Raw genomic sequence first — 25,399 nt, 5'->3', positions numbered from 1 at the left:
TTTTCATTAGCATAAACCTCTCAACATTCGATAATTTTTTAAGAAAACGGAATGCCAATCTTTGGATAAAAGGTATACACGAATAAAGTTAAAATAAATAAAAAATTAAGGCTTGATTTTCATCTCGATCATCTGTAGATTTTCTTTTTGAGCGAGTGATTCAAATGACTTTCCAATCTATATTTGAAACTTTCCAGACTCTTCCGAATGGAACGGATGCCTACAAACAATTAAAAAATCAATGTGAACAAGCGATTGTTGCTGCAGAGCAGCCGCTAGAACACAGTGCTTTATTGCTGATTTATGGTTTTGCAAAAAACTATGTCTTACTTTATGAAGATCAACCTGTTACACCAGACTTTTCCAACAAAGTAAAAGCTCAGCTTTTAGCTTATATGAATGAGCTCAACCAAGCGTTAATAACCCAAGATGCAATGCACATATTAACCGCCCTTAATAATGTCTCTACCCAATATATCCAAAGCTCTAGAATATTTTAATGATTTAAAATATCGAATTTGAATCAAGCTTCTAAATCAGTACTTATACGACATGATTATAAGCAAACAATTTAGAAGCTTGGTTACGAGTTTTATTTATACTGTGGCTTACTTACGCCAAAATTAATCGAGCATATTTCACAAGATGCTCAGTCAAAAGCTGTAATGGCTTTGATTGTTGATCCCAATGATGCCAATACAGTGGAATATCAACACTAATATCAGGCAATAACCCAACCAATACTTCTGCTTTATTTTCAATATTCAGTTGTAACTCGGGCACCATACCATAACCTAACCCCAATTTAATGGCGGTCACAAAAGACTCAGAAGATGGAATTAAATGACAAGGATAAGTTCCTTTCATCAATCCATAATTTTTTTCGAGAAGATCGAAATGCATACGGTCTTTTTCATTAAAAATAATTGCGGGTGCAGCGCGTAATGTTTCTCGATGAATTCCCTCTGCAAACCATTTCTTTTTAAATTGCTCAGTTGCCATCATGCGATAACGCATCAGTCCTAAATATTCAGCATGACAGCCTCGCATTGGCTGATCTTCAATCGAAATACAAGCACTGACTGTGCCCTTTTCTAATAATGAATAAGTATGCGACTGGTCATCTGTTCTCAGCTCAATTACGATCTTTTCTTTGAGTAACACTTCCTTTAATGCTGGAAGTAACCAGGTTGCCAAGGAGTCCTCATTAGAACCAATCACGGTTTTAAAAAAGTGTGACTCCCCTGCACCCGTCAAACCATGCAATAGATTTTGTTCTAAACGTCTGATGTGCTGTAAATGCTCAAACATTTGCTGACCCGCTTGCGTCAGAACACAAGGACGACCACGAATCAGTAGCAACTGTCCCAGTTCTTTTTCCAGTGCCTGAACTCTTAAAGTCACCGCAGATGCAGTAATGCACAGCTTCAACCCTGCTTGTTCAAAACTTCCATTTTCAGCAACTGCAAAAAAGGCCTCACATTGTTTATTGTCCAGCATAATGATCTTAAAAAAATTTAGCTAAATCCAATTAATTTTAATTCTACTGAATTTTTAAAAGAAAAAAAGATGATGCTAAACCCCGTAACTTTTCTCTCTGAAAAGTTCTCATTCTTTTAGGCAATGGATCTACCTACTTTCAAGTAGGATTCTGATTTGCTTTGGCGTCACGGGGCTTTCCAAGATCGTTATTAATTTCCCCCTGATCACGACCAACGCAAAATGCCTCTGTCCTGATTGAGGTAGATCAAGCCAGTCTTTTTCTCAAATAAATAATACTAAGTAAAGCAAATGCCAAGCCGATAAAGGACGGCGCATAACCAAAAGGCGTTGCTAACAAGCCAACGATGACGGCTCCAGCTACTGCCCCTCCATAATTAAAAATATTAATACGCGCAATAATTTCATCTCGTCGACTTTCATCTAAACGACCTACAGCAGAATAGGTCAGTGGAACCAACGCACCTACAGCGACACCAGCCAATGCAAAACCAACAATAACCGTGACTAATGAATGACTTATTCCAGATAATACGCATCCGAATGCTCCAATCAGGAGCGTGACCAAAGCAACCCATGTTGCTGTTTTAAATTGCAGTAAATAATCAAGACTTAAGCGTGTGAGTAAAATTCCTATTTGATAGGCTGCATAACCTAAAGGAGCAATTGTTGCTGAACTTGCTAAAACGTCTTTGAGATAAATGGAACTCCATGTACTGATTGCAGAATCGACAGTGAACACAATCAGAATAATCACGCCAAAAATGAGAAGTTGTTGATATGGAATCGCTGGTTTCTCTTGTGGATGTATTTCTGAGGATTGTTTTTGCTGAAATAACCAGTTTCTAGAAAGTTGTGAGGTGACGAATGCAATCACCACCGCAATACATAATGCTGTCGTTGCCTCAAGTGCAGTTGAAACCGTGGCTGACATCATTAATGCACCGAAAAATGCAGCCGCAGTGTAACAAGCAAAGAAGCCACCAAAGACACTTTTACCAAGCCGTAGTTCCATCATAACCGCTTGCATATTCAGTGCTGCGTCTAAGCAACCTAACCCAAGTCCATAAAGCAAAAAACTCGCAATCATCACAATCACATTTGGACTAAATGCAGCAATTGCGATTCCGATGGCTTCAAAAATAAAACCTATCACCACGGCAAGTCGAGAACCAAGTCTGAGCGCGATACGATCAGCTAAAATTGAACCAAGCGCTGCTGCAATACATACACCAAGAATAATCAGTGATAACTGATCATCAGAAAGTCTGAAACGGCCTTTTATTGTAGGGAGTGCGGTCATCACAGTCGCATAACCCAGACCTTGTGTGGCAAAACCGAGCGCAATCACTGTCCTTGTTTTACGGAGCATTCGGTTATTTACATTTTGAATATGATGATTGAGGTCCATGCCTGACTCACTGCATTATTTTTAAATATTTGTCTGGATATTTCCTCGAACACTTCCTGTGTCGATTGTTTTTAATTTTGATCTAAAACGATTCTTAAAATAAGGGCAATAATTGAAGAATAAGGGGGGTAATTCGGACAACAATATCTAAGCTGCTTTGTTGCACTCCCACCCTCAAACCTTAAAAAAATTTAGCCAAACCAAAACAATCTTAATTTTACTGACTTTTATAAATATAAAAAGATAATAGCAAACAGTAAATTTTTAATGGAAAAAAAGCATCTAACACTTGATCTAAGCGTTAGACGAACTGCCTTTGCCTAAGCATATGCACGTTGTTTTCCATCCTAAGCCAACACAGACCACCCAATACGATTGAGGAACCAAAATATGACTGCATTTTTCTATGGGCTCGGTATTGGCTTTTCTTTAATTTTAGCCATTGGTGCACAGAATGCATTTGTCCTCAAACAAGGCTTAAAACAGCAGCATGTATTTTGGGTCTGTTTAATCTGTGCACTTTCAGATTCTATCCTAATTTATCTAGGGGTGATGGGCTTTTCAAAAATCGTGATCGACTTTCCTTTGATTGTGACCATTGCCAAATACTTCGGTGCTGCTTTTTTATTTTTATATGGTCTCAGAAACTTTTACTCAGCCATCAATAATAACTCTGCACTCAACCCCAGTGAAATTGAAAAAGACTCTTTGCTTAAAATCATTGGAATGTGTTTGGCCTTCACCTGGCTGAATCCACATGTCTATTTAGACACCGTAATTCTGGTTGGTTCGATTTCAGTTCAGTTTGCAGATCATCTGTACTGGTTTGCGGCTGGAACCATACTTTCCTCATGGATCTTCTTTTTCGCTTTAGGCTATGGCGCAAGAGTCTTATTGCCTTGGTTTAAAAAGACCAGTTCGTGGAGAATTCTAGATGTTGTTGTTGGACTGATGATGTGGGCAATTGCAACTAAATTGTTAATCTAAAATACAGAGAAATAAAAAAGCCCTTATTTTCATAAGGGCTTTTTCGTATTTGGCGGAAGCGGTGACAGTCGAATTAATAACATAAAACACTAATATATAAAAATAAAATATATTAAATTTAATTTTTTACTACTATTTTTACTTCATCACGATTTCTTTGTTTCTACTTATTCCCACAACACAATTCATATATCTACGCATATTTTAGTTCGATTTCCTATTCTATCACATTCGTTTTCTAACTCTAACAGGAGAACAATACTCACTATGGTTGGTGCAAATGACTTAGGCTATATTACCCTGAAGCAAAATCGAATAATTGCCACATATGCCTTTCTATCAACTTTCCGTGACTGGTCAGCAGACAAAACTGACTAGCCACGTGAAGTTTGTGAGCATGTATTAGCACATAAGCTACCTGATGAAGTTGAAGCAGCATATTTACCTGGGGCTTATCTTGAAAAACGTAAAGTGTTGATGAGTGATTTGGCTAAATTTCGTAATATATAAAAATAAATTGCATAAAATTAATGCTTCTACCATTTAGGGCAAAAGCATTTTTAATGAAAAAGTATTTTTTATAATTTAGAACAACCCCAAAAATCTTAAAGTGTGAATATTAGTGCCTATTCATACTTTTTATTTTATGATAGTTCCATAGGAATATCCATTAATAAAACCTGACTTTCAGAGTTAGCAATGACTGTAAAAAAGTCTGTTTCCCATACTCCAAATCCATCTCTTTTATGCAGATTTTTTTTGCTACCATCATCTAATATAATTTCTAATTCACCTTCAAGAACGAAAATATATACTCCATTTCCTCTTTTCTTTACTTGGTAAGATAGTTCAATTCCTTGATCAATTTCACCTAAACTAAACCACGCATCCTGATGAATCCATACTGCATTAGTTTCAAAATTTGGGGATAGAATTTCTTGCCATTGATTATGTATTCTTTCAGTAGCAACAAATTTTTGGTCGTAGCGTGGAGTAACATTTCTTTCGCGTGGGAATATCCAGATTTGTAAGAACTTAACAGGGAGTTGATCACTTCCATTCATTTCACTATGCCTTACTCCAGTACCAGCAGACATAACCTGAATCTCACCCTTATGAATTACTCCTTCATTTCCAATGCTATCTGCATGTTTTAATTGGCCTTCGAGTGGAATTGAAATAATTTCCATATTGTCATGTCCATGAACTCCAAAACCATGACCCGGCTCAACATGGTCATCATTAATTACACGTAAAACACCAAAGTTCATTCTTTCAGGGTCTTGATAATTTGCAAAACTAAACGTATGACGTGAATCTAACCAACCGTGATTGGCATGACCACGTGAAGATGCTTTGTGATAAACGCTTTTAGTCATAGATTTTTCCTATTACTTTTGTATATTTCAAACACGAGTTATAGCCCGTGTAGATTTGTTTGATTATATCGAGATATTTTTTACAATCTGATTATAAATCATTCGCATCTCGATTGGTTGAGTACAAAATCATTTGAAGCAGCTTCAAAATGAGCTATTGTATTTCTAGGTTACTGAGAACAAACCATAATGTTTACTCTTGCTTTTCTGAATAATAATCCTCAATATGCTTATTTGGAAAAAACCATAGTATTGCCAAAACACCTAGGATGAATAAAGTAAACTTGGTTTCTATAAAGCTTAAAAAAATAGACATCCCATACAAAACGACTGAAATAGATAGTTTAGTGTCCTTTGTTAAAAGTTTTGCAGCCAATGAGTTCTCTCCCTCATTGCGTGAAATTATTTGCTCCAATAATCGATAAGATAAAGAGCACATACACAAAATCAATGCATAAATTGCGGTTGGAATTGGGGCATAATGTGTATGAGCTGACCACCCTGTAGAGAGCGGAATCATCGTAAGCCAAAACATTAGATGTAAGTTAGTCCAAAGGATTTTCCCATTAATATTATTCACAACTAGAAATAAATGATGGTGATTATTCCAATAGATTCCGACATATATAAAACTTAAGATATAACTAAAAATAAGATTTAATTCATCTTTCAAAGCATACAAATCATAGCCCTCAGGAATCTTTAGTTCCAATAGCATAACTGTAATAATAATGGCAAAAATCCCATCACTCATTGCTTCTAATCGAAACTTATTCATCCCTTCCGTCCTAATTCGGTTGAACAAATTTCTGTTCAGCGGCCAAATATGAAAGGTATAAGACTGGTAGAATAAAGAATGCAACACTCCAAAAATCTAAATAAACATATAACACAGCACCCAAAAAAGCCCCAATGATGAAACCTAAAACAATACTTAGACTATGTTCAAGCTTGCTCCGATTGTCTATGGAACGATCTCTAAGATAGTTTGAAATATCAATGCCTAACTGGGTCGTGTTACCTGTCATCATCGTACTTGGGCTAATATGCTTAATCAATGTTTTGCTTGAGGTATTACGTATGGCCAACGCGATAAGCCCCAATCCACCAGTCACTGCAATAGTGATACTATCTGGATTAATAAAGGGTTCAAAATAAATACCAGCCAGCATAAAAGCCGTTAAAAAAATTGCCTCTGCTAAAAATAATGCACTTAAAGTTTTACTTTTTTGACCAGCTTTATCAATCAAGTATTTAGTAATTGCAACAGTCAAAATAAATAAAGGAATAGCTGCGAGTTTAATCCATAATCCTGTACCACCTTTAACCCAAGCCGCACCTGCCAAAACCAAGTTACCTGTTACGTGGGCTGTAAAAAATCCAAATAATGCGATAAAGCCAATGGTGTCAATTGCACCACCGACGATCGTTAGTAAAACAGGATCACGACATGTTTTCCAAACACTCTGTTTTCTTTCAAATTCTATTTGCATCATTTCCACCTAATTATTTTTGATTAGAAGTTTAGTCGTGTAGTGAGTCCCAATACCCACGCATCTTTGACTTCTTTAAGACCGCCTGCTTGGCGCACAAATTGGAGATTGGGACGAATCATCACACTAGGTGACCAATTAAACGTGTAATTTAGCTCAACATTTGTTTCATCATATTGAATAGGCACATACGCTGGATTTTGATAATCTGAAATTTGATTGATTTCATTTTCCAATCTCTGTCGTGCTCGTAATCGTTTATTAACATCTGTTCTTGCCACACCTAATCCCATCGAATCATTTGGTCGTGCATCAAACAAACCTTTATATTGCAAAGCAATCTGTTGTGAACTGAGTAGCTCAGAAGTAGCTTTATCATTGATATTAAAATTGAGAAAAATCGTTAACCCACGTTTAGGATCATCTGAATGCTGCGTCAACTGTTGTTGTGCAACAAACCAAGTATTATATTTACCAGAATGTATTTGTCGTTCTTGATCTGATAGCTGGGCTTCGCCTTTTGTATCTGTTAATACATCAATAGCATCAGCCGTACTATAAAAAGCGCCAAACCGATATATGCCGTTTAAACCATTCAGTTGGGGTTTCCAAACCCATTCAATTGGGATTAACACCCCTTTAGACCCATCTGTACTTAGATTAAAACCTTGACTTCGTTTTGTATTTTCAGGATTAGATTCATAGACACCTAAAGCTAAAGTTGTAGCGGAATTGAGATCATACTTAATATTTGCAGCCCAAACCGTAATTGGCCAATTATACCAGAGTTCAGAAACTGTTTTACCAACTTGAGAACCACAAAGTGTTAAGTTTTGGAACTCACAAGGTGCAGAATTGAAATCTTCCCCTATATTCATTCGACCGAGCTTTACAGTGATTCCTTGTTGCTCAAAACCCTTTTGAATCGAAGCCTGACTCAATCGCCAAACTGGGCCACGTCCGCTAATCTCTTGCACGTTACTAAATTGACTGGTTCTTGGATCAGCTATACGATCCGTAGATAATGACCGACCATCTCGTTTACTGATACTAATTTTTGCTTGAGCATTCTGCCAACCACTCAATTTCTCCAGATCTAAAGTCGTTCCAAAAGTCCATTGATTAGCATTACGAACTGTTGAATCATTATTAAAACCACCATCTATATTGGTCGCGGTTTCATTGGTGAAAGATAGATTAAAATCAATACCTTGATCAGATAGATTGGTACGCTTTCCGTTCCAATCTCCTAATAAATACTGACGATTTTGTGAATAAAATTCATCTGCATAGATATAAGTCGATGCAGTCAGACTACAAAGATAAAAACCACAAAGCGTCATTGTTCTTGTTTGAATCGAAAGATATTTCATCACTCCCCCTACAAAAGAAATTAAAAAGAGGCTAAATGTATGATTTAAAGATCTACAATACTGAATAATTTATATGCTTTTAAATCACACCTAGCGTAATAGGCTATGAAGGGAAAAAGTCTTTAATCAGAGGTATGAGTTTTTCACCCACAACCATACCCAACAATCCAACTAAAGCAACAATTGGTGGAGCTGGCGAACGTACATTTAAAACGTAATACAACACGCCGACCAACAACCCCACTCCCAAAGATAAGAGGTACATTTTCATCGCGGAAATCTCAGAGGTATGACCAATCAAGTCATACCTCAGCAAAAGAAAGGATTAAAATGCGAAGCAAGAACAGCCTAATGCTCCCCAGAAAGATTTTTTATCTTTCACAGGAACATCGAGAACCCAAGCATGACTATGACCATGCATGCCACAACTATTGGTACATGCACAAGCGGCAGACTTAGCTTGCAATGGTTGATTAGACGGCGCATTGCGATTTTCTGTAGCTCGCCAGTACCCCCCAAACTTTCTCACAGGCGACCATGTTGGCGAGGCTGGAGGTAATGGTGAATCATCCTGTTTAAATTCAGCACCCGCATATACGATTTTTCCACCTAATACGGTCATTACTGATTCAATATTCTTTATTTCTTCAGCCTCAACTGAGAAATAATCATCGGATAGCACGACTAAATCAGCTAACTCACCTTGCACCAAAGCACCTTTCACACCAGCTTCCCCTGAGAACCATGCCGAACCTTTAGTCCAAAGTTTCAATGCTGTCTGGCGATCTAACAAGTTTTTCTCATCGTACAGCGGTAGTCCACCAACGGTTTTGCCAGTGGTTAACCAATATAAGCAGACCCATGGATTATATGAGGCGACTCGTGTCGCATCTGTACCTGCCCCAACGGGAACACCTAACTCAAGCATCTTTTTCACTGGTGGCGTAGCTTTTGCAGCTGCCGCGCCATAACGATCGACAAAGTATTCGCCTTGGAAAGCCATGCGGTGTTGAATTGCGATACCACCACCCAAAGCACCAATTCGCTCTATGTTCTTTTCTGACACTGTTTCTGCATGATCAATAATAAATCTAGTAGCAAAAGGTTTGCGCTCATTGACACGTTCAAAGACATCGAGGAATCGCTCAATACTTTCATCATAAGTCGCATGAATACGGAATGGCCATTTTTTCTCAGCAAGCAACTCTACGATGCGCTCTAACTCTGCATCCATACTCTTAACTAGTTCTGGACGTGGCTCGAGAAAGTTCTCGAAATCGGCAGCAGACCATGTCAAGTTTTCACCTGCTCCATTCATTTGTAAGAACGCATCACCATCACCAGGAAAGGTCATCTCAGTCCACTTTTGATAATCCTGATATTCCTGCCCTGCTTTTTGTGCAAATAAGTTGTAAGCAACGCGTACCGTCATCTGCTCTTTTTGGTGCAGATGTTGAATAACATCATAATCTTCTGGATAATTTTGCCCACCACCACCTGCATCAATTAATGATGTAATACCTAAGCGATTTAGCTCACGCATAAAATGACGCGTTGAATTGATTTGATCATCTCGTTCAAGGATTGGCGCTTTACCCAATGTTGAATACAAAATCATCGCTGAAGGTGTTGCCAATAACAGACCAGTCGGTTCGCCTTTTTCATTGCGTTGAATCGTTCCACCAGGTGGGTCAGGCGTATCTTTATTAAAACCAAGTGCATCTAAAGCTGCTCGATTCAGCATTGCTTTTGCATATAAATGTAGAATAAATACAGGTGTATCTGGTGCGGCTTTATTGATCTCATCCAATGTCGGTAGACGACGCTCAACAAATTGAAATTCATTCCAACCACCAACAACACGTACCCATTGAGGAGCTGGTGTATTTTCAGCCTGCTCTTTCAATAATCGTAATGCATCAGCAACTGAGGGAACGCCTTCCCATCGCAACTCCATGTTATAATGCAGACCACCACGAATTAAATGTAAGTGACTGTCATTTAAACCAGGAATTACGCGACGACCATTTAAATCAACGACTTTCGTGGTCGCTGATGCCATTTTCATAATTTTATCATTATCATCTACGGCAACGACTTTACCCGCTGTAATAGCAATCGCTTGAGCTTCAGGTTGCTGTGGATTCAAGGTCGTAATTTTTGCATTTCTAAGAATTAAATCGATTTGAGACATTTTTCACCCCACCATTTTTTATGATAAGCAAAAAGAAAGGCATGAAATCATGCCTTTCATGATCTATTATTTTGCAGGAACAGGTGGCACAACTTGGTGATTCGTTGTTGTACGTTCAGGTGCTTTATGTACCATGGTATAGGCATAGTCGACACCCATACCATAAGCACCCGAATGCTCACGGACAATATTCATCACTGCATCATAAGTTTCACGGTGCGCCCAATCACGTTGCCACTCCAGTAAAACCTGTTGCCAAGTTACAGGAACAACACCCGCTTGGATCATACGTTGCATCGAATAGTCATGTGCTTCTTTAGATGTACCACCAGAAGCATCTGCGACCATATAAATCTCATAATCGCCTTCAAGCATTGCACCAAAAGCAAAAGTATTATTGCAAACCTCTGTCCACAAACCAGAAACAATCACTTTCTTACGATTATTTTTGGCGAGAGCATCACGAACTTTTTGATCGTCCCAAGAATTCATTGATGTACGTTCAAGCAAAGGAGCGTCTGGAAAAACATCCAATAATTCTGGATAGGTGTGACCTGAGAAGCTCTCCGTTTCAACCGTGGTAATTGTGACTGGAATACCAAAAACTTTTGCCGCTTTAGCTAAACCAACCGTATTATTTTTAAGGACTTGGCGGTCAATTGACTGTACCCCAAAAGCCATTTGTGGCTGATGATCAATGAAGATAACTTGGCAATTTGTTGGTGATAATTGTTCTAAAAGTGATTTGTTCATTTTCAAACTCAACATAGTAACTGTAAACAATGTAGTTCTATGAAAACAAAATGGAATGTAAAAAAATAGATGGCAAAATTGAATCAGTTTGTCTGCAATTTAAAGACAATTGAAAACATACTTGCTTAGTTCGCTCAAATGCATAAAGATAAATTTAATAGCTTTCAATTGGATAAACCATGGACAGAATCGATTGCATCAATACGTTTTTAAGCGTCGTTGAACATGGAAATTTTAGTATTTCAGCTAAAAATTTAAATATTTCAAGGGATTTAGTTTCTAAAAGAATTCAATATCTTGAGAATGATTTAAAAGTCTCGCTTTTTATCAGAACAACACGTCGAATGAATTTAACGCCCTGTGGAGAAAAATTTTATCAACATGCGAAAGTCATGATGAGTGAATTAGAATGGGCAAAATATGAAATTAGTTATGATCAGCAATATCCTGAAGGTGAGCTAAAAATCAATGCACCACTCTCATTTAGCCGAAATGTGTTAACAAATATCATCTCAGATTTTATTCAACAGTTTCCTTTCATTAAAATTGATTTGTATCTAACTGACCAGTTTATTGATATTTATGAACAACAATTTGACCTAACATTGAGAGTCGATGAGATTGCAGATAAAAACTTCCAACATACTGTGATTAATACTTATACACGTAGCTTCTATGCATCAAACAGTTATCTTGAAAAAAGAGGAATACCAGATACGATAGATGATTTAAAAAAACACGATTTCTTACTATATAGCAGCTCAAAAAACACCCACAACAAAATTACTCTAAATAAAAATGAGACAACAGAGATAATCCAATGCTATCCAAAATTTATCTGCAATAATGGAGACCTCTTGCTAGACTTATGTACCAAAGGTCATGGAATCATTTTTTTACCCGATTTTATTGCAAAAAAATATTTTGATGCTGGAGAAATTGCTAAATGTTTAGAAGACTACCATAGTCCAATGATGAACTTTTATGCTATTTATCCCAATGGTCAAAAAGTTCCAAAAAAACTGCAGATTTTTATTGATTTCTTGATTAGACAGTTCAAAAATATTAACGTTTAATTTTACTTATTGAAATCTGTTCACCAGTTGTTTGACACTTTTTTATTTTTAGAGGGGCTTATTATTATTCATCCATTAGATATCAATAAGATAGGTTTTATTACAATTCACAGATTAAGTTAAAATAAGAACACATTTCGAATTACTCCAAAATACTTAAATATAATCACCCTATTGCATTCTTTCATATCTAGATAGGGTTCTACAACACCCTTGGATATACGTCATATAAGCTACGATTGACTATCAGCCCATAAGCATCAACGTCATATATCACTTCAATACTACATTATTCAATAATAGGTAAAATTAATAAAGTTAATATTGCCGAAACCAAAATATAATGACCTAGTGACGCATTTCAGATCAGTTTGTAGACTTCATTCGAAGTTACATTAACCCGCCAATTTTTCATAAAAAATACATAAAAAAACAAAAACCTAAAATTAATTCTTAAAAATATTTCCATTTTATGTAATATTGCTTAGGCACAAATCTGTCAAAGCCGAATTTTACCGACTTTTTATTTCTTCTTACAAATTACTACAAAAACAACCTTAACTTACAAAAATTAGTTAAAAATAATCACTTAAACCAATAAAATCATTGCAATTGAATTGAACTACTATTAACTAAATTGTATTTTAAAAGTATGAAAAATAAATAAATTCCAAATGTAAATATTGATTCAATAATAAAAGTGAGATCGAGATAATGATTGAATGGTTACAAGGTGAATTAAAACACAGTCCTGAAATACTGCTGTTTTTATCATTAGCAATTGGGTTCTGGATTGGGCAATTCCAATTTGGAAAATTTCAATTTGGTGGTGTTGCTGGTTCTCTTCTCGTTGCAGTCTTGTTGAGTTTACTTGGTGTACCTATTGATAATGGCGTAAAAGCAATTTTATTCGCACTCTTTATTTATGCTGTCGGATTTGAAAGTGGTCCTCAATTTTTTAAATCACTTGGACCACAATCTATTAAAGAAATTTTATTGGCAGCATTTATGGCAATAAGCGGTTTAATTACCGTTTTAATTATGGCCAAAATTTTCCATTTAGATAAGGGACTTGCCGCAGGTCTCGCTGCAGGTGGAATGACACAATCTGCAATTATCGGAACAGCTGGAGATGCAATTTCTCGCTTAGATATACCCTTAGCTGAGATTCAAAAACTTCAAGCAAATGTTGCGATTGGTTATGCTGTTACTTATATCTTTGGTTCACTCGGCGCCATTATTATCTGTGTCAATATTTTGCCTAAATTTATGGGTCGAGAGATACACGATGATGCATTAAAAGCTCAATCTGAACGGCTAAAAGGTGCTTTTGAATTAGCACCTGGTCAAGAATTAGCAATGCCTGAAATCGTAGGGCGTATTTATAAAGTATCAAGTGCTTCAGGACTATCGATTGCTGAATTAGAAACTAAACAACCGAGTATCACAATCGAAAGATTAAAACGGAAAGATAAGTTTATTGATGTCTCACGTGAAATAACGTTACAGGCAAATGATGTTGTTTTAATTGTTGGTCGTCGTGCAAATGTCGTGGCTGTAGCGAACTCTATTGGATCAGAACTTCAATCCTCTCAAGGGATGGAAATGATCATGGATACCACAGACGTTATTTTAAGAAACTCAAAATATATCAATCGCACACTTGGTGATATTAAAGCCAATACACCCGACTATCTAAAGCATGGCATTTACATACTTGGTATTAAACATAGCGATGAAGTACAAACCTTAAATGATGACACGATACTACGGCAAGGTGATGTTGTTACCGTTTATGGTACAAGAAGCGATCTTGAGCGCTTAGTGAAAGAAGCTGGTAAAGCGTTGCCAGAAAGTCTGAAAACTGACTGGATTTTTCATGGCGCAGGCTTAGTTGTAGGTTTAATCATCGGCTTATTTGTTGTGCGTATTGGAGATGTCCCTCTCACATTAGGCGCTGGTGGCGGTGCACTCTTATCTGGCCTGCTATTCGGTTGGCTGCGTAGCCGAAATCAAGTGCATGGCAACATGCCTTTAGCGGCATCTCAATTATTAAAAGACTTAGGTCTTGCAGGTTTCGTTGCTGCAGTTGGATTGCAATCAGGTTTACAAGCCATTCAAACAATTAAAGAAAGTGGGCTATCTCTATTTATGATTGGTGTTGTCGTTACACTGGTTCCATTAATTCTTTCAATGCTTTTTGCGCGTTATGTATTGCGCTATGACAATGTTGCAGTAATGGCTGGTGCTATTTCTGGAGCGCGAAGTGCCAATCCTGCATTTGGTGGTGTTCTAGACAAAGCAGGTAATTCTATTCCAACGGTTCCATTTGCAATTACCTATGCGCTAGCGAATGTTTTTCTAACCTTACTTGGTCCACTTATCGTGGGTTTAGCTTAAATAAATTGATGATAAACAATAATTCATCAACTATACTATAATGAAGGAGACTCCCCATGGGGAATATTGATTACGCTAAATACGCAAAACTTAGCCCTTTCGAATTAAAAGATAATTTAATTGAATTAGCACAAAGTAGAACAGACCGACTTATGCTGAATGCTGGTCGAGGCAATCCAAATTTCTTAGCAACAATTCCCCGCCGCGCTTTTTTCCAATTAGGTTTATTCTCTACAACAGAGTCTGAATTTTCATTTTCATATATGCCAGAAGGCTTAGGAGGTTTTCCTCGCCCAGTCGGATTACAATCTCGTTTTGATAATTTTATCATGCAAAATCGCGATAAGCCCGGAGTTGTATTCTTAGGAAAGGCAGTTTCTTATGTTAGAGATCAATTGGGGTTAGATCCTGATGCGTTTTTACTTGAAATGGTTGAGGGTATTTTAGGATGTAATTATCCTGTGCCAGATCGTATGCTTCGCCTAAGCGAAATAATCATTAAAGAGTATATTTTACGTGAAATGGGCGTGCAAGGTATGCCTAAGGAAAATGTAGATTTGTTTGCAGTTGAGGGTGGAACTGCTGCAATGGCTTATATTTTCAACTCACTGAAAGAAAACAAAATTATTGCAAATGGTGATCGAATTGCAATTGGTACACCTGTTTTTACACCTTATCTTGAAATTCCTAAACTTAACGATTATGAACTCGAAGAAGTGCTAATCGAAGCTGATCCAAAACTCGGTTGGCAATATCCTGAATCTGAATTACGTAAACTTGAAGATCCTTCAATTAAAGCATTCTTTCTCGTAAATCCAAGTAATCCGCCATCAGTAAAAATGAGCGATGAAGGTCTAGCCATTTTAGCGGATATTGTCAAAAAACGCCCTGATTTGATTATTTTGACCGATGATGTGTACGGCACTTTTGCAGACAATTTTAAATCCCTGTTTGCCATTTGCCCAGACAATACAATTTTAGTCTACTCTTTCTCTAAGTATTTTGGTGCAACTGGTTGGCGACTAGGCGTTATTGCATTAACGAATAATAATGTTCTTGACCAAAAACTAGCTGCATTATCTAAAAAGGATAAGAAAGAGCTTGAAGAGCGATATTCATCATTAACAACTGATCCGACAAATATCAAGTTTATTGATCGTTTAGTTGCCGACAGTCGAAATGTTGCATTAAATCATACAGCAGGCTTATCGACACCACAGCAAGTTCAGATGGTGTTATTCGCTTTGTTTAACCTCATGGATTCACGTCAAAGCTATAAAAAAGCAGTAAAATCAGTGGTTCGTGAACGTGATGCGGCTCTCTATCGCCAACTGGGTGTAGAGGTTCCAGAAGATCCAAATGCTGTGGATTATTACACTCTAGTCAATTTAGAAAATACTTCACGTATCTTATATGGTGATGAATTTGCGGACTGGGTGATGAAAAATAAAAATCCGACTGAGTTACTTTTCCGAGTCGCTGATGAAACTGGTGTCATATTACTTCCAGGTTCTGGTTTTGGAGTACAACATCCTTCAGCAAGAGCATCTTTAGCCAATTTAAATGAATTTCAATATGCAGCGATTGGTGATTCTTTAAGACGATTTGCTGAAGAAGCTTATCAAGAATTCTTAGATTCCCAAAAGGCCTAATAAATAGGTTTTAATAAGAGTTTTTCTATTTTCATTAAGACCATACAGTATGGTTATGGTCCTAATGAAAGTTAAATTACATAAATCTTAGATTATTGTGGTCATAATTATGAATTATATAATCCTATATTAAATATCTACATAAAATCCACTTTATAATAAATTACAACAAGATATTTCATAAATTTATTATTCATTGAAACTAACCATATCAGATTATCTTCTACTTACATAGCAACCATTAATTAATATTTCAATATAACTTCTCAAAATGGCATAAAAATCAAGACAAATTAGCTTGACTAACGAAATTAGGATTCAGATTAAGATATACAAAAAATTTAAGAAACAGCAGCACCAAACAACAATTTACATAACAATAATTTATTACAATATAAAACATTCATTGTCTTTATATAAACAAAATTATCTAATATTTTATTACCTATGTGTCGATAATGCTAATTATTAACAATAATTTTGCTATTTTTCACACTAAAACCACAAAAATTTCTAGTATTGAAATTTTTAGCAACATATAAACAAAACTTAAGATTAGAGATTTCACCAATGACAGCAACAAATGGCTTATTAGAAAATGGCATGTTAGATCCGAATGATTCGGTAATTTTACTTATTGATCATCAAAGTGGGCTATTTAATACAGTACGTGATGTACCTGTGCCGGACTTAAGAAATTATGTAATCGCAATTGCAAAAACAGCTACATTGTTAAATATACCTGTAATTACAACTGCATCTGTACCAGATGGACCTAATGGACCTTTAATTCCAGAAATCCATCATTATGCTCCACATGCCATTTATGTTCCACGCACAGGACAAATTAATACCTGGGATAATCCTCTATTCGTAGAAGCAGTGAAAAAAACAGGTAAAAAGACTCTTATTATTGCTGGAACTCTTACAAGTGTTTGCCTAGCATTCCCCGCTGTGAGCGCACGTAAAGAAGGTTATACAGTATATTGTGTTGTAGATGCATCAGGAAATTGGAGTAAATTAGCTACAGATACTACAATTGCTCGAATTGCTCAAGTTGGAGCAATTCCAACTGATACATTTGCCATCGTTGCAGAATTAATGCAAACTTGGAATCGAGCTGAAGGCTCACGTTTTGCCGACATTCTAGCCGATCACGTATGTCCTGAATATAAGTGCTTAATGGAAAGTTTTGGTAAAGCACAAGCCGTTGTTAAAGATGGTCCGGAAACGAATCTAGATAAATATCAATAATTTTTTTAGAATAAATAATTCAAAGCCTTGTAGGTTTTGAATTATTTATTCTATGTAAATTTCCAGCATAAATATTAAAATTTATTTTTAAAGTATTTTTATAAAATTTTAACTGATTTGATAATATTACCAAATACATACAATCCTATTAATTTATATTTCTATAACCACATTATATTAAACCACTAGCATCCCTCTCCATAAAAAATTATAAGCATACAATTCAACTACATCCCTATTGACAAAACCTCACATCTGTTTTACACCCCCAACAATCGAATTAAATTCAAAATAGCTTAAAAATATGATTTTCACTAAAAAATAAATTTTACTTTAAGTGGAATTTACCAAATAATCAAAAAAAAAGAAACCTTGAAGACCTTATTTTAAAATCACATAAATTCAACAATTTCTTCTTGATTAATTATCAATCACTTATTATTAACCAAAATCAATATAATAAATATTATACATCCATAGTAATTAATTAAATTTATAATATCTAATGATTTACTCTTACCACCTCACAACACCTCAAGAGAAAAGCATTAGATAAACCTCATTTAACCACTCGCTAAAATAAAACAACAGTGGATAATTATAATAGAAATACAATTTATGACATTCCAAATAAATAAGATAAAAATAACGAATTATATCGATTAATCTAATATTTTTTTATTTCTTTTATATTCTTCATCACTTGATCAAAAGCAACTAAAAAATGTGTATTTTCATGCTTTAAACCAATTGATATACGAATAAAACTTTCATAACCTGCTTCTTTACAACCTTTGACAATGATACCTTGTTCTGCAAGCTGATCTATTACCATGCTAGTATTCGCAAAGCAGTTAATAAACAAAAAATTTGTATGGGATGGTGCTACAAAATAGTTTTTTTCAATCAAAGCATTCCGTAAGCGATCTCGCTCAGTTTTCGCATGATGAATACTTTTATTTAAATGTGCTTGGTCTAATAAAGCTAGTTTGGCAGCCTCTTGTGCCAAATAATTAATGTTATAAGGAGTACGTACTTTGTGCAATGTTTGAATAATTCGTTGGTCGGATGCGATACCATAACCAACCCGTAAACCCGCCAAACCATAGGCTTTTGAAAAAGTACGCAATACAATCCAAGGTCGTTGTTTGTGGCGCAATAATTCTAATGCATCAGGATAATCCGTATCCTCCATAGCATACTCATAATAAGCCTCGTCTATGACCAATAGCGTATCATCAGATGCATTGTCAATTAATGCACTAAGCTGAGTACAATTAAAAATATTACCCATAGGATTGGAAGGATTACTGACTAGTAACATTTTTATAGGTTGCTTTAATGCTATCAACCAAGGTTTGATATCGATTTTTGCGTATTCATCCGATGGAATTTTATGGACTTTAGCTCCCATCATTAATGGAAAAATTTCATGTAAACCAAAACAAGGGGCTTGTGTCAACACACAATCATTTGGGTTTAAAAATGACTGACATAACAACTCTAAAATGTTCTCTGAGCCATTTCCAATAATAATGTTATCAGCACAAACCGCTAAATGCTGAGCAATCTGTTGGCATAGTTCACGGCTATATGGATCTGGATAATTACCCAAAGTATGAATTTTATCTGCTAGAAATGCTATCACTTTATTAGAAATACCCAAAGGATTTTCGTTGTTTGAGAGCTTTGCAACAGATGCTAAATGATAACGTTGTTTAATGATACTCGGAGAATATCCTGCATCATATAATGGCAACTGCTTTACTTCTGGACGAATTAATTCTTCAATGATATCGGTTAGCTGCAGTGACATATAACTTCCCCTAAAAATTAGTTTTGTTTCCAGTCGTAACATCAACAGATGTTATATGCTGAAGTGTATTTAGGCGTTTATAAAAGAAATACAACAATAATAATGCCGTTATAGTAAGACCAATGCTCAACCCAAACCATACGCCATAGATACCAAGATTGAGTACTTTACTGAGTAAATATGCAGCGGGCAAACCAATTAACCAATAGCCAACTATTGATAATTGAAATGGTGTCACCGTGTCACCAATACCTCGTAAGAGGCCATTACCTATATTTTGGATCGCATCAAAGAATTGTATTAATGCAGCGATAGCCAGACCTGTAATCATTAAGCTCAGCATGGCAGGCTGTAATGCATCTTGTCTGGATATAAATAACGCAATAATTTGTTGTGGAAATAAAAGATAAATAATGGCAGTCACAGCCATACAAGCACTAGCGATAATGACCGCGATGTTACCTAGGCGTCTAACATGAGCGTGATTTTGTGTGCTATAAGATTCACTAATTAAAATCGAGGCTGCATGAGAAATACCTGCTGAGATCATAAAGATAATATAAATAATTTGATTAATTACAGTTTGTGCAGCTAGAGCATTCACACCTAACGTGCCAATTAACAGTGTTAATACGGTAAAAAATCCTGCTTCAGAAGCATATGTTGCTGCAATGGGTAGACCAAATTTCCATACCGTTTTTAATGTCGATCGATCAAATTTAAATTGGCTAAAATTGAAATATCTGGCTAATTTTGGATGTCGTAATACCACGACCAAAAACATCACAAATGACAATAAAAAAATGATAGCTGTGCTTAAGGCAATGCCCGATAAACCCATCGCAGGAAAACCAAACTTTCCAAATACCAGCACATAGTTAAACGCAATAGTTAACGCAATAGAAATAATGGTAATTAACAGTAATGGGCCAGGATATTTCAAGCCCACGGTAAAATGCCTTAAAGTTTGAAACCATAGGCAAGGTAATAGACTAGGCGCAATAATCAGTAAAAATTGCACAGTTAATGCAGCGATTTGCGCATCCTGCCCTAACCAAATCAACGGTTTTTCAAGTAATATGATGATCAATATAAACAATAATGCCGCAGCAGTTGCCCAAAAAAAACCGCTGACGAGTAAAGATCGGATCAAATGATGGTCTTGACGAGTGTTCGCTTCGGCGACCAAATTGCTCACACTGGTAACTAAACCTGTACCTGTGGTGCGAAACTGATTAAAGAGCGCAATCGCCAGCCCACCAGCGGCAATTTCTTTAATGCCCAACGTGCCTAAAAATAAAATATCAACAGTGGTCAGCGCCACATGGGCAAAATTAGTTAGAATCAGCGGTAAAGCAAGCCAAATAATGGCCTTGGTGTCTTGCCCCCATAAACCGCGTTCATTTTGTAGTTGTTCTACCATAATGTCACCATTTGTCCTAACGTTGCTTTCTGTAAGGCTTGATCTGCCAAGTAGCGTCCCAGTGCAATATCCGTGACCACCATGCCACTGTTGTAGGCAAAGACAATCTCACCTTGATGTAATTTTGCGGTTTTTGAGCCAATTAAAATATCGGGTAGTTCGGCGTGGATAGGCGGTAAATGACCATCGTCTTTAAGTAGATCGCCACAGGTTACTTTCATTTGCTCAATATCAGTAGTAATAATGCGATCTGCTGTTTGAAATACATCAGCATCAACACCATAACCAACCAAAATCGCAATAGAATTTGGCTTCATCCATTGATGTTTAACCTGTCGTTTAGCTGAAGCTCCCGCTACTCCAATGATAATGTCTGCATTATTTGCTGCTTGTTCAAGCGATGTGATAACCTCAATCTGTCGTTCTGGGAAATAGCGTTTTAACGTATTTTGTGCAGCGATAATCCCATCTTTATAATGACCAAATATTTGTAGTTTTTCTAATTGAGGTAATGCCGCGACTAATAATGGTAAAGCCATTTGACCCTGAGCACCTGTACCGACAACTAGCGCTATTTTTGCATCTGGACAAGTGGCACGTGCCATTAACGCGGATGTTGCTGCAGTGCGTAAAGGGCCTAATGTCGCCACATCCATCAGCGCAATCGGATGGCCAGTTTGATCATCACACAAGAAAATAAATGATAAAAAGTTATAGTTGTTAAATTTCCGATAGGGGTCAAACTCATACACCACTTTAAAACCGATCGTTTGGCTGACAATATCGCGCCCAACCATTGAATAGGAAATGGATTGCTCCGCTTCAGGTTGAACAATAGTTTTTTGTGGGTTTTGTGAGCCTTGGCGTAAACCAATAAATGCCGATTCCACCACCTTTAATACCATGTTTAAATCAATATCTAACTGGTTTAATTGTGACTGCGATAAGATGAGTAGTTCATTATTGGGCTGAAGAGATTGTATCTTCACTTGATTTGCACGCTCGGTCATAATGGTACCTTATGATGTGAAGCTAATGATCGGGTTGTGTCCATGTATAGCGATCGTTGATCGATATACCATGTCGGTTGATTTTGCATGAGCTCGAGGACGACTTTATGCGGAATAGGCGCTTCATGAAAAGCAGACTCATTGGAGTCCATTTGATAGCCTGCAGTATTTAAGTAAATGCAAACATCACCAATCGCAATTTGGTGTTCAAAATCAATTTTACGCCACGTTAATAAGTCTGATTCAAGGCACGTAGCACCCGCAACACAGGCCTTAAATTGTGCTGATTGACGAGGCGTATGTGTCAATACAACGGGATCAGGCAAATATTCGCTGTTAAACCATTGTTCCGATAAATTAAAGCTGCTACCGGCTACCGTCACAATCACATAATCTCGATGCGAACCGTGTTTGATGCCCTGCACTTTAAAGGCACTGATACCAGCTTGATCAAGCAATGCGCGGCCAGGTTCAAGTAATAATTGAATTTGGTTCTGCTGACATTTTTTTGCCAGATTATATTGTTCTGTCACGGGATAGGATAACAATTGGTGCAGTGCAGCAGCGCCATGTACCGTTGAACCATAAGGATAAAAATCAAAAAACTGCTTGTTGGCATGATAGTGTTTATCTTTGTTCTGTGCTAAAAATTGTTGCCAATCCAGCGTCTCAACATATTGCACCGCAAAACCGCCACCGATATTCACCCGATGACAAGCTGATAAGCCCAACTGCTGTGCTTTCACACAAAGATCAATTAACAGATCGGCATTGATGGCACGCTCAGAAATATCATAACCTGTCAGATGAAATGAAAAGCCTTCCAGTTTGACCTGCGTCGCATGTTTACAACATAGCGCTAAGGCTTGCTGAATTTCCCTATCTGTAAGACCAAAGCGACTTGTATTTTGATGTGGAGGAAAATACCGTAACAAAATACGACCTTGTTGCTGAGATGTATTCGCAAGATCAATTAAATATGCTAGCTCTGACAATGAATCAACTGCAATTAAACAACTCTGTTGTAGCGCTACCTGTAATAAGGCACGATCTTTATGGGCACCAGAAATGCCAATGCGGTCGCCTTTAACACCAGCGCTTAAAGCACGGCTTAACTCACCGCTACTAGCAACATCAACGCCAATATCCTGTTCAACACAAACCCGCATTAAGCAATCGGCTTTATTGGCTTTTTTGGCGTATAAAATGTCTGCCTGAAGTCCAAAATCTGTCAGCACCTGTTTGAAGCGTTGGATATTTTCTGCAAAGATTTGTGGAAACATTAAATGTAAAGGTGATCCAAGCCCTTGTACTAAATCTAAAACCACTGTTTGATGTTGTTGCAAAATATCAAGTACTAAAGGGTGCTGTAATGCCGTTAAACGCATAATACGCTCCCGTTAAAATCGCAGTTGAGCTGAGAATAGAACTTCCCGCGGCTGCCCTACGGCCAAGCCTCCATTAAAAGCACTGACATAATAATATTTATCAAATAAATTTTTAGCGAGTACTCTAAATGTCACAGGTATGGTGTCAATCTGAGTTTGATATTGAACGCCAGCATCCACCACGCTATAGCTTGGGATAAATCCACTATTTTGAGCATCCACAGCACGATTAGATATATAATTCACTCCACCATCTATGGATAAACCATCAATAGCAGAAATGACATAGTTCAGTCCTGTATAAGCTTTCCATTTCGGTGTGCCTTGGCTACGTTTATGTAATGTGGTTAGATCATCTACTTTGTCTAGTTCGGTATCTAAATAAGCCAAACTACTAAGTAGTTTCAGATTGTTTGTTAAGTTACCATTTATTTCGGCTTCCACACCACGGTGTTGATAGACGCCTGATTTAATATAATCGTTGTTAGTATTTAAAAAATTAGCATCCCGATCAATGTTGAATAGAGCCAATCCAATATGTAATTGATCATTTATTTTGGCTTTAAGCCCAACTTCATATTGCTCAGATTCAATGATGCCTGTTGGCTCATTAGCATTGTTAGCATTCCACGGTGCATTTTCACCACGTTCAAAGCCTTTACTATAGCTAATATAGGTCATCACATTGTCGTTTGGTCTAAACATGATGCTGGCAGCGGGAACAAATGTATTTTCTTTTTGTGCTAATGCAGTAGCAGATAAATTTTCTGATTTATACCAAATATAACGCCCACCTAACAATAATTCCCAATTCGCACTAAACCGAATTAGATCACTGGCAAAAATTGAGCTTTCATTAATTTTTCCGCTATATTCCGTGGTCTGTTTTGGGCCAAAGTCATAATGTGGTGGTTGTTTAGGATGTAAAATATTAGCGACTGACACTTGATCAACGCTCAGCGTATCACCACTTTCGACAATATCCCAAAACGGGCTTTTGTCACCATGATGTTTGTAGGCGGCACCAAAAAATAGATCGTGCTCAATGTCTCCAGTTTCTAATTTACCAGTCAAATAAGATTGAAATGAATATGCACTAAACACTTCACCACGTGACTGCGCATAACCTGCGCTACCAATATCACCATTAGGTTGAATATCAAATAAGTCCGTATAACCACCATGACGCTCAGCTCGAGAATAATTTGCCTGTGTAATCGATTGCCATGCGTCATTCAAATCAATTTCGATTTTTGCATCAACATTAACTCCTTCTGTTTGGTGTCGATACCATGATGCAGTTAATAAATCACGACGATCAATTTTTGGTGGTCGTATAAATGTGGCGGGATCAAGTGGATCACTGCGTGTGCTTTGGTCTGCTCGTAATAATGGATCACTTGTGACAGATTTTTTCGACCAATCCATATTCAACTGTAATAGAACATCATCACTCAGCCTAAAATCCGTTGCCAATCCAACGAACGCCCGCTCAAAATCACCAGCATGACGAAAATTACCATTTTTTTCATAGGCCGCATTAAAACGATAACCAAAATCACCATTTTCACTCGCATCGCTGCTATCCATTGCAATATAACGTCCATCAAAGCTACTACCCTGCGCAGTGATTGTAGTGAATGCCTGTTCAGTCGGTCGTTTTAAAATATAATTTAGCGTCCCACCAGGTGAATTAATTCCGTATAAAAATCCTGAAGGCCCTTTTAACACATCCAGCCGCTCAACATTTTCAAGTGCTACATCATGATGCGCTGCTAATGTTAATCCATCACGACGAATGGTATTAAAGTTATCAATTGCAAAACCACGCAATCTAAAGTTATCAAAGCCTGCCCCATAAGTCGCACCAGCTACAGATGGATCTTTGTTGATGACATCATAGGCCGTGCGCGCTGACTGATTACGAATGAATTGTTCATCGTAGCGCTGAATTTGAATTGGGATATCCATTGGGTCTTTGGCACCAAATGCGCCTGCATTGACAATATAGCTCTCATTAAGTGGTTTTGCTTGAATCACAATGGTTTCCAATTTTTGAATGGTATTTTCAGCACTATTGGATAAATCAGCTGCATAAACAACTGGACACAATATGGGCAGAAAACTGGTCAATAAAGTGTGTTTATAAAAACTGCGCACATTAAGCAGTTTTAAATACAAGCGATTACCAATTAATTTTTTATTAACCATAACTAGCCAAACCTTTTCATTTTTAAAATACAATTCTTCGTTTGTGAATATTTACTGAAATTAGAAGCGACTTTACAAC

20 protein-coding genes and 1 pseudogene are annotated in these 25,399 nt (G+C 36.9%); 7 read left to right on the top strand and 14 right to left on the bottom strand.

Translation table 11 applies throughout. The features are described from left to right. Positions 1-164 precede the first annotated feature (164 nt). The gene (locus V6E90_RS18590; protein WP_016541195.1) at positions 165-500 is read left to right on the top strand and encodes a hypothetical protein; all 336 of its coding nucleotides are present in this window, start codon (positions 165-167) and stop codon (positions 498-500) included. Between the two features lie 112 nt (positions 501-612). Here V6E90_RS18590 and V6E90_RS18585 read toward each other — a convergent pair whose 3' ends face one another. Next, positions 613-1,500: an ArgP/LysG family DNA-binding transcriptional regulator gene (locus V6E90_RS18585; protein WP_332606157.1), complete on the bottom strand. Its 888-nt coding sequence runs from the start codon at positions 1,498-1,500 to the stop codon at positions 613-615. Positions 1,501-1,747: 247 nt separating this feature from the next. Next, positions 1,748-2,911 carry an MFS transporter gene (locus V6E90_RS18580; RefSeq protein ID WP_332606156.1) on the bottom strand — a complete coding sequence of 388 codons (1,164 nt, stop codon included), beginning with the start codon at positions 2,909-2,911 and terminating at the stop codon, positions 1,748-1,750. A 390-nt stretch (positions 2,912-3,301) separates the two neighbouring features. On the opposite strand from V6E90_RS18580, the gene V6E90_RS18575 reads away from it, so the two are divergent. After that, a complete protein-coding gene (locus V6E90_RS18575) occupies positions 3,302-3,898 on the top strand; it encodes a LysE/ArgO family amino acid transporter (RefSeq protein ID WP_332606155.1) in 597 nt (198 codons plus the stop codon). A gap of 279 nt (positions 3,899-4,177) precedes the next feature. Beyond that, a pseudogene (locus V6E90_RS18570) lies at positions 4,178-4,408 on the top strand (hypothetical protein); the annotation flags it as partial. A 134-nt stretch (positions 4,409-4,542) separates the two neighbouring features. Here the strand turns inward: V6E90_RS18570 and V6E90_RS18565 are convergent. From V6E90_RS18565 to V6E90_RS18535, 7 genes are all read right to left on the bottom strand, one after another. Next, positions 4,543-5,277 (bottom strand): pirin family protein, encoded by a 735-nt coding sequence (locus V6E90_RS18565; protein ID WP_332606154.1) that lies wholly within the window; start codon positions 5,275-5,277, stop codon positions 4,543-4,545. Between the two features lie 193 nt (positions 5,278-5,470). Further along, on the bottom strand, positions 5,471-6,055 hold the full coding sequence (locus V6E90_RS18560) for a TMEM175 family protein (RefSeq protein ID WP_332606153.1): 585 nt from the start codon (positions 6,053-6,055) through the stop codon (positions 5,471-5,473). A gap of 10 nt (positions 6,056-6,065) precedes the next feature. Next, positions 6,066-6,770: a YoaK family protein gene (locus tag V6E90_RS18555; protein ID WP_442881270.1), complete on the bottom strand. Its 705-nt coding sequence runs from the start codon at positions 6,768-6,770 to the stop codon at positions 6,066-6,068. Between the two features lie 23 nt (positions 6,771-6,793). After that, positions 6,794-8,143, bottom strand: a complete 1,350-nt coding sequence (locus V6E90_RS18550) for a carbohydrate porin (protein ID WP_332606151.1) — start codon at positions 8,141-8,143, stop codon at positions 6,794-6,796. A 103-nt stretch (positions 8,144-8,246) separates the two neighbouring features. Continuing rightward, entirely contained in the window at positions 8,247-8,414 is a 168-nt protein-coding gene (locus V6E90_RS18545) for a DUF1427 family protein (protein ID WP_017394405.1), read from the bottom strand. Between the two features lie 54 nt (positions 8,415-8,468). Further along, positions 8,469-10,337 carry an amidohydrolase gene (locus V6E90_RS18540; RefSeq protein ID WP_008941016.1) on the bottom strand — a complete coding sequence of 623 codons (1,869 nt, stop codon included), beginning with the start codon at positions 10,335-10,337 and terminating at the stop codon, positions 8,469-8,471. Between the two features lie 66 nt (positions 10,338-10,403). Beyond that, on the bottom strand, positions 10,404-11,090 hold the full coding sequence (locus V6E90_RS18535) for a hydrolase (RefSeq protein ID WP_005081173.1): 687 nt from the start codon (positions 11,088-11,090) through the stop codon (positions 10,404-10,406). 179 nt (positions 11,091-11,269) lie between these two features. On the opposite strand from V6E90_RS18535, the gene V6E90_RS18530 reads away from it, so the two are divergent. The 4 genes from V6E90_RS18530 to V6E90_RS18515 all read left to right on the top strand — a co-directional run bounded on the left by V6E90_RS18530 (position 11,270) and on the right by V6E90_RS18515 (position 17,472). After that, entirely contained in the window at positions 11,270-12,166 is an 897-nt protein-coding gene (locus V6E90_RS18530; protein ID WP_332606150.1) for a LysR family transcriptional regulator, read from the top strand. A 714-nt stretch (positions 12,167-12,880) separates the two neighbouring features. After that, a complete protein-coding gene (gene aspT, locus V6E90_RS18525; protein ID WP_332606149.1) occupies positions 12,881-14,566 on the top strand; it encodes an aspartate-alanine antiporter in 1,686 nt (561 codons plus the stop codon). Between the two features lie 56 nt (positions 14,567-14,622). Then, positions 14,623-16,218, top strand: a complete 1,596-nt coding sequence (locus V6E90_RS18520; protein ID WP_332606148.1) for a bifunctional aspartate transaminase/aspartate 4-decarboxylase — start codon at positions 14,623-14,625, stop codon at positions 16,216-16,218. A 603-nt stretch (positions 16,219-16,821) separates the two neighbouring features. Continuing rightward, positions 16,822-17,472, top strand: coding sequence for an isochorismatase family protein (locus V6E90_RS18515; protein WP_332606225.1), 651 nt, complete (start codon positions 16,822-16,824; stop codon positions 17,470-17,472). A gap of 667 nt (positions 17,473-18,139) precedes the next feature. On the opposite strand, the gene hisC is transcribed toward V6E90_RS18515, so the two are convergent. The 5 genes from hisC to V6E90_RS18490 are packed head-to-tail and all read right to left on the bottom strand — an operon-like array spanning position 18,140 to position 25,320. After that, positions 18,140-19,288 carry a histidinol-phosphate transaminase gene (gene hisC / locus V6E90_RS18510; RefSeq protein WP_332606147.1) on the bottom strand — a complete coding sequence of 383 codons (1,149 nt, stop codon included), beginning with the start codon at positions 19,286-19,288 and terminating at the stop codon, positions 18,140-18,142. Positions 19,289-19,298: 10 nt separating this feature from the next. Further along, the gene (locus V6E90_RS18505) at positions 19,299-20,711 is read right to left on the bottom strand and encodes an MATE family efflux transporter (protein WP_332606146.1); all 1,413 of its coding nucleotides are present in this window, start codon (positions 20,709-20,711) and stop codon (positions 19,299-19,301) included. Beyond that, positions 20,705-21,721, bottom strand: coding sequence for a hypothetical protein (locus tag V6E90_RS18500; protein WP_332606145.1), 1,017 nt, complete (start codon positions 21,719-21,721; stop codon positions 20,705-20,707). Before V6E90_RS18500 ends, V6E90_RS18505 begins: the two co-directional genes overlap by 7 nt. Continuing rightward, entirely contained in the window at positions 21,718-23,109 is a 1,392-nt protein-coding gene (locus tag V6E90_RS18495) for a hypothetical protein (protein WP_332606144.1), read from the bottom strand. Before V6E90_RS18495 ends, V6E90_RS18500 begins: the two co-directional genes overlap by 4 nt. Positions 23,110-23,121: 12 nt before the next feature. Continuing rightward, positions 23,122-25,320 carry a TonB-dependent siderophore receptor gene (locus V6E90_RS18490; protein ID WP_332606143.1) on the bottom strand — a complete coding sequence of 733 codons (2,199 nt, stop codon included), beginning with the start codon at positions 25,318-25,320 and terminating at the stop codon, positions 23,122-23,124. Between the last annotated feature and the right edge of the window lie 79 nt (positions 25,321-25,399).

It is taken from the genome of Acinetobacter sp. ESBL14 (genome assembly GCF_036668815.1).
Classification (GTDB): Bacteria; Pseudomonadota; Gammaproteobacteria; order Pseudomonadales; family Moraxellaceae; genus Acinetobacter; species Acinetobacter gyllenbergii.
The sequence above is the reverse complement of the archived record's forward strand: the minus strand, read 5'-3'. Positions and strand labels throughout refer to the sequence as shown.

Coding starts and splice junctions, on each gene's coding strand:
- aspT (WP_332606149.1), top strand. CDS start 12,881: ATGATTGAATGGTTACAAGGTGAATTAAAACACAGTCCTGAAATACTG.
- V6E90_RS18530 (WP_332606150.1), top strand. CDS start 11,270: ATGGACAGAATCGATTGCATCAATACGTTTTTAAGCGTCGTTGAACAT.
- V6E90_RS18535 (WP_005081173.1), bottom strand. CDS start 11,090: ATGAACAAATCACTTTTAGAACAATTATCACCAACAAATTGCCAAGTT.
- hisC (WP_332606147.1), bottom strand. CDS start 19,288: ATGTCACTGCAGCTAACCGATATCATTGAAGAATTAATTCGTCCAGAA.
- V6E90_RS18505 (WP_332606146.1), bottom strand. CDS start 20,711: ATGGTAGAACAACTACAAAATGAACGCGGTTTATGGGGGCAAGACACC.
- V6E90_RS18560 (WP_332606153.1), bottom strand. CDS start 6,055: ATGAATAAGTTTCGATTAGAAGCAATGAGTGATGGGATTTTTGCCATT.
- V6E90_RS18490 (WP_332606143.1), bottom strand. CDS start 25,320: ATGGTTAATAAAAAATTAATTGGTAATCGCTTGTATTTAAAACTGCTT.
- V6E90_RS18500 (WP_332606145.1), bottom strand. CDS start 21,721: ATGACCGAGCGTGCAAATCAAGTGAAGATACAATCTCTTCAGCCCAAT.
- V6E90_RS18590 (WP_016541195.1), top strand. CDS start 165: ATGACTTTCCAATCTATATTTGAAACTTTCCAGACTCTTCCGAATGGA.
- V6E90_RS18565 (WP_332606154.1), bottom strand. CDS start 5,277: ATGACTAAAAGCGTTTATCACAAAGCATCTTCACGTGGTCATGCCAAT.
- V6E90_RS18545 (WP_017394405.1), bottom strand. CDS start 8,414: ATGAAAATGTACCTCTTATCTTTGGGAGTGGGGTTGTTGGTCGGCGTG.
- V6E90_RS18495 (WP_332606144.1), bottom strand. CDS start 23,109: ATGCGTTTAACGGCATTACAGCACCCTTTAGTACTTGATATTTTGCAA.
- V6E90_RS18540 (WP_008941016.1), bottom strand. CDS start 10,337: ATGTCTCAAATCGATTTAATTCTTAGAAATGCAAAAATTACGACCTTG.
- V6E90_RS18550 (WP_332606151.1), bottom strand. CDS start 8,143: ATGAAATATCTTTCGATTCAAACAAGAACAATGACGCTTTGTGGTTTT.
- V6E90_RS18515 (WP_332606225.1), top strand. CDS start 16,822: ATGTTAGATCCGAATGATTCGGTAATTTTACTTATTGATCATCAAAGT.
- V6E90_RS18555 (WP_442881270.1), bottom strand. CDS start 6,770: ATGCAAATAGAATTTGAAAGAAAACAGAGTGTTTGGAAAACATGTCGT.
- V6E90_RS18585 (WP_332606157.1), bottom strand. CDS start 1,500: ATGCTGGACAATAAACAATGTGAGGCCTTTTTTGCAGTTGCTGAAAAT.
- V6E90_RS18520 (WP_332606148.1), top strand. CDS start 14,623: ATGGGGAATATTGATTACGCTAAATACGCAAAACTTAGCCCTTTCGAA.
- V6E90_RS18580 (WP_332606156.1), bottom strand. CDS start 2,911: ATGGACCTCAATCATCATATTCAAAATGTAAATAACCGAATGCTCCGT.
- V6E90_RS18575 (WP_332606155.1), top strand. CDS start 3,302: ATGACTGCATTTTTCTATGGGCTCGGTATTGGCTTTTCTTTAATTTTA.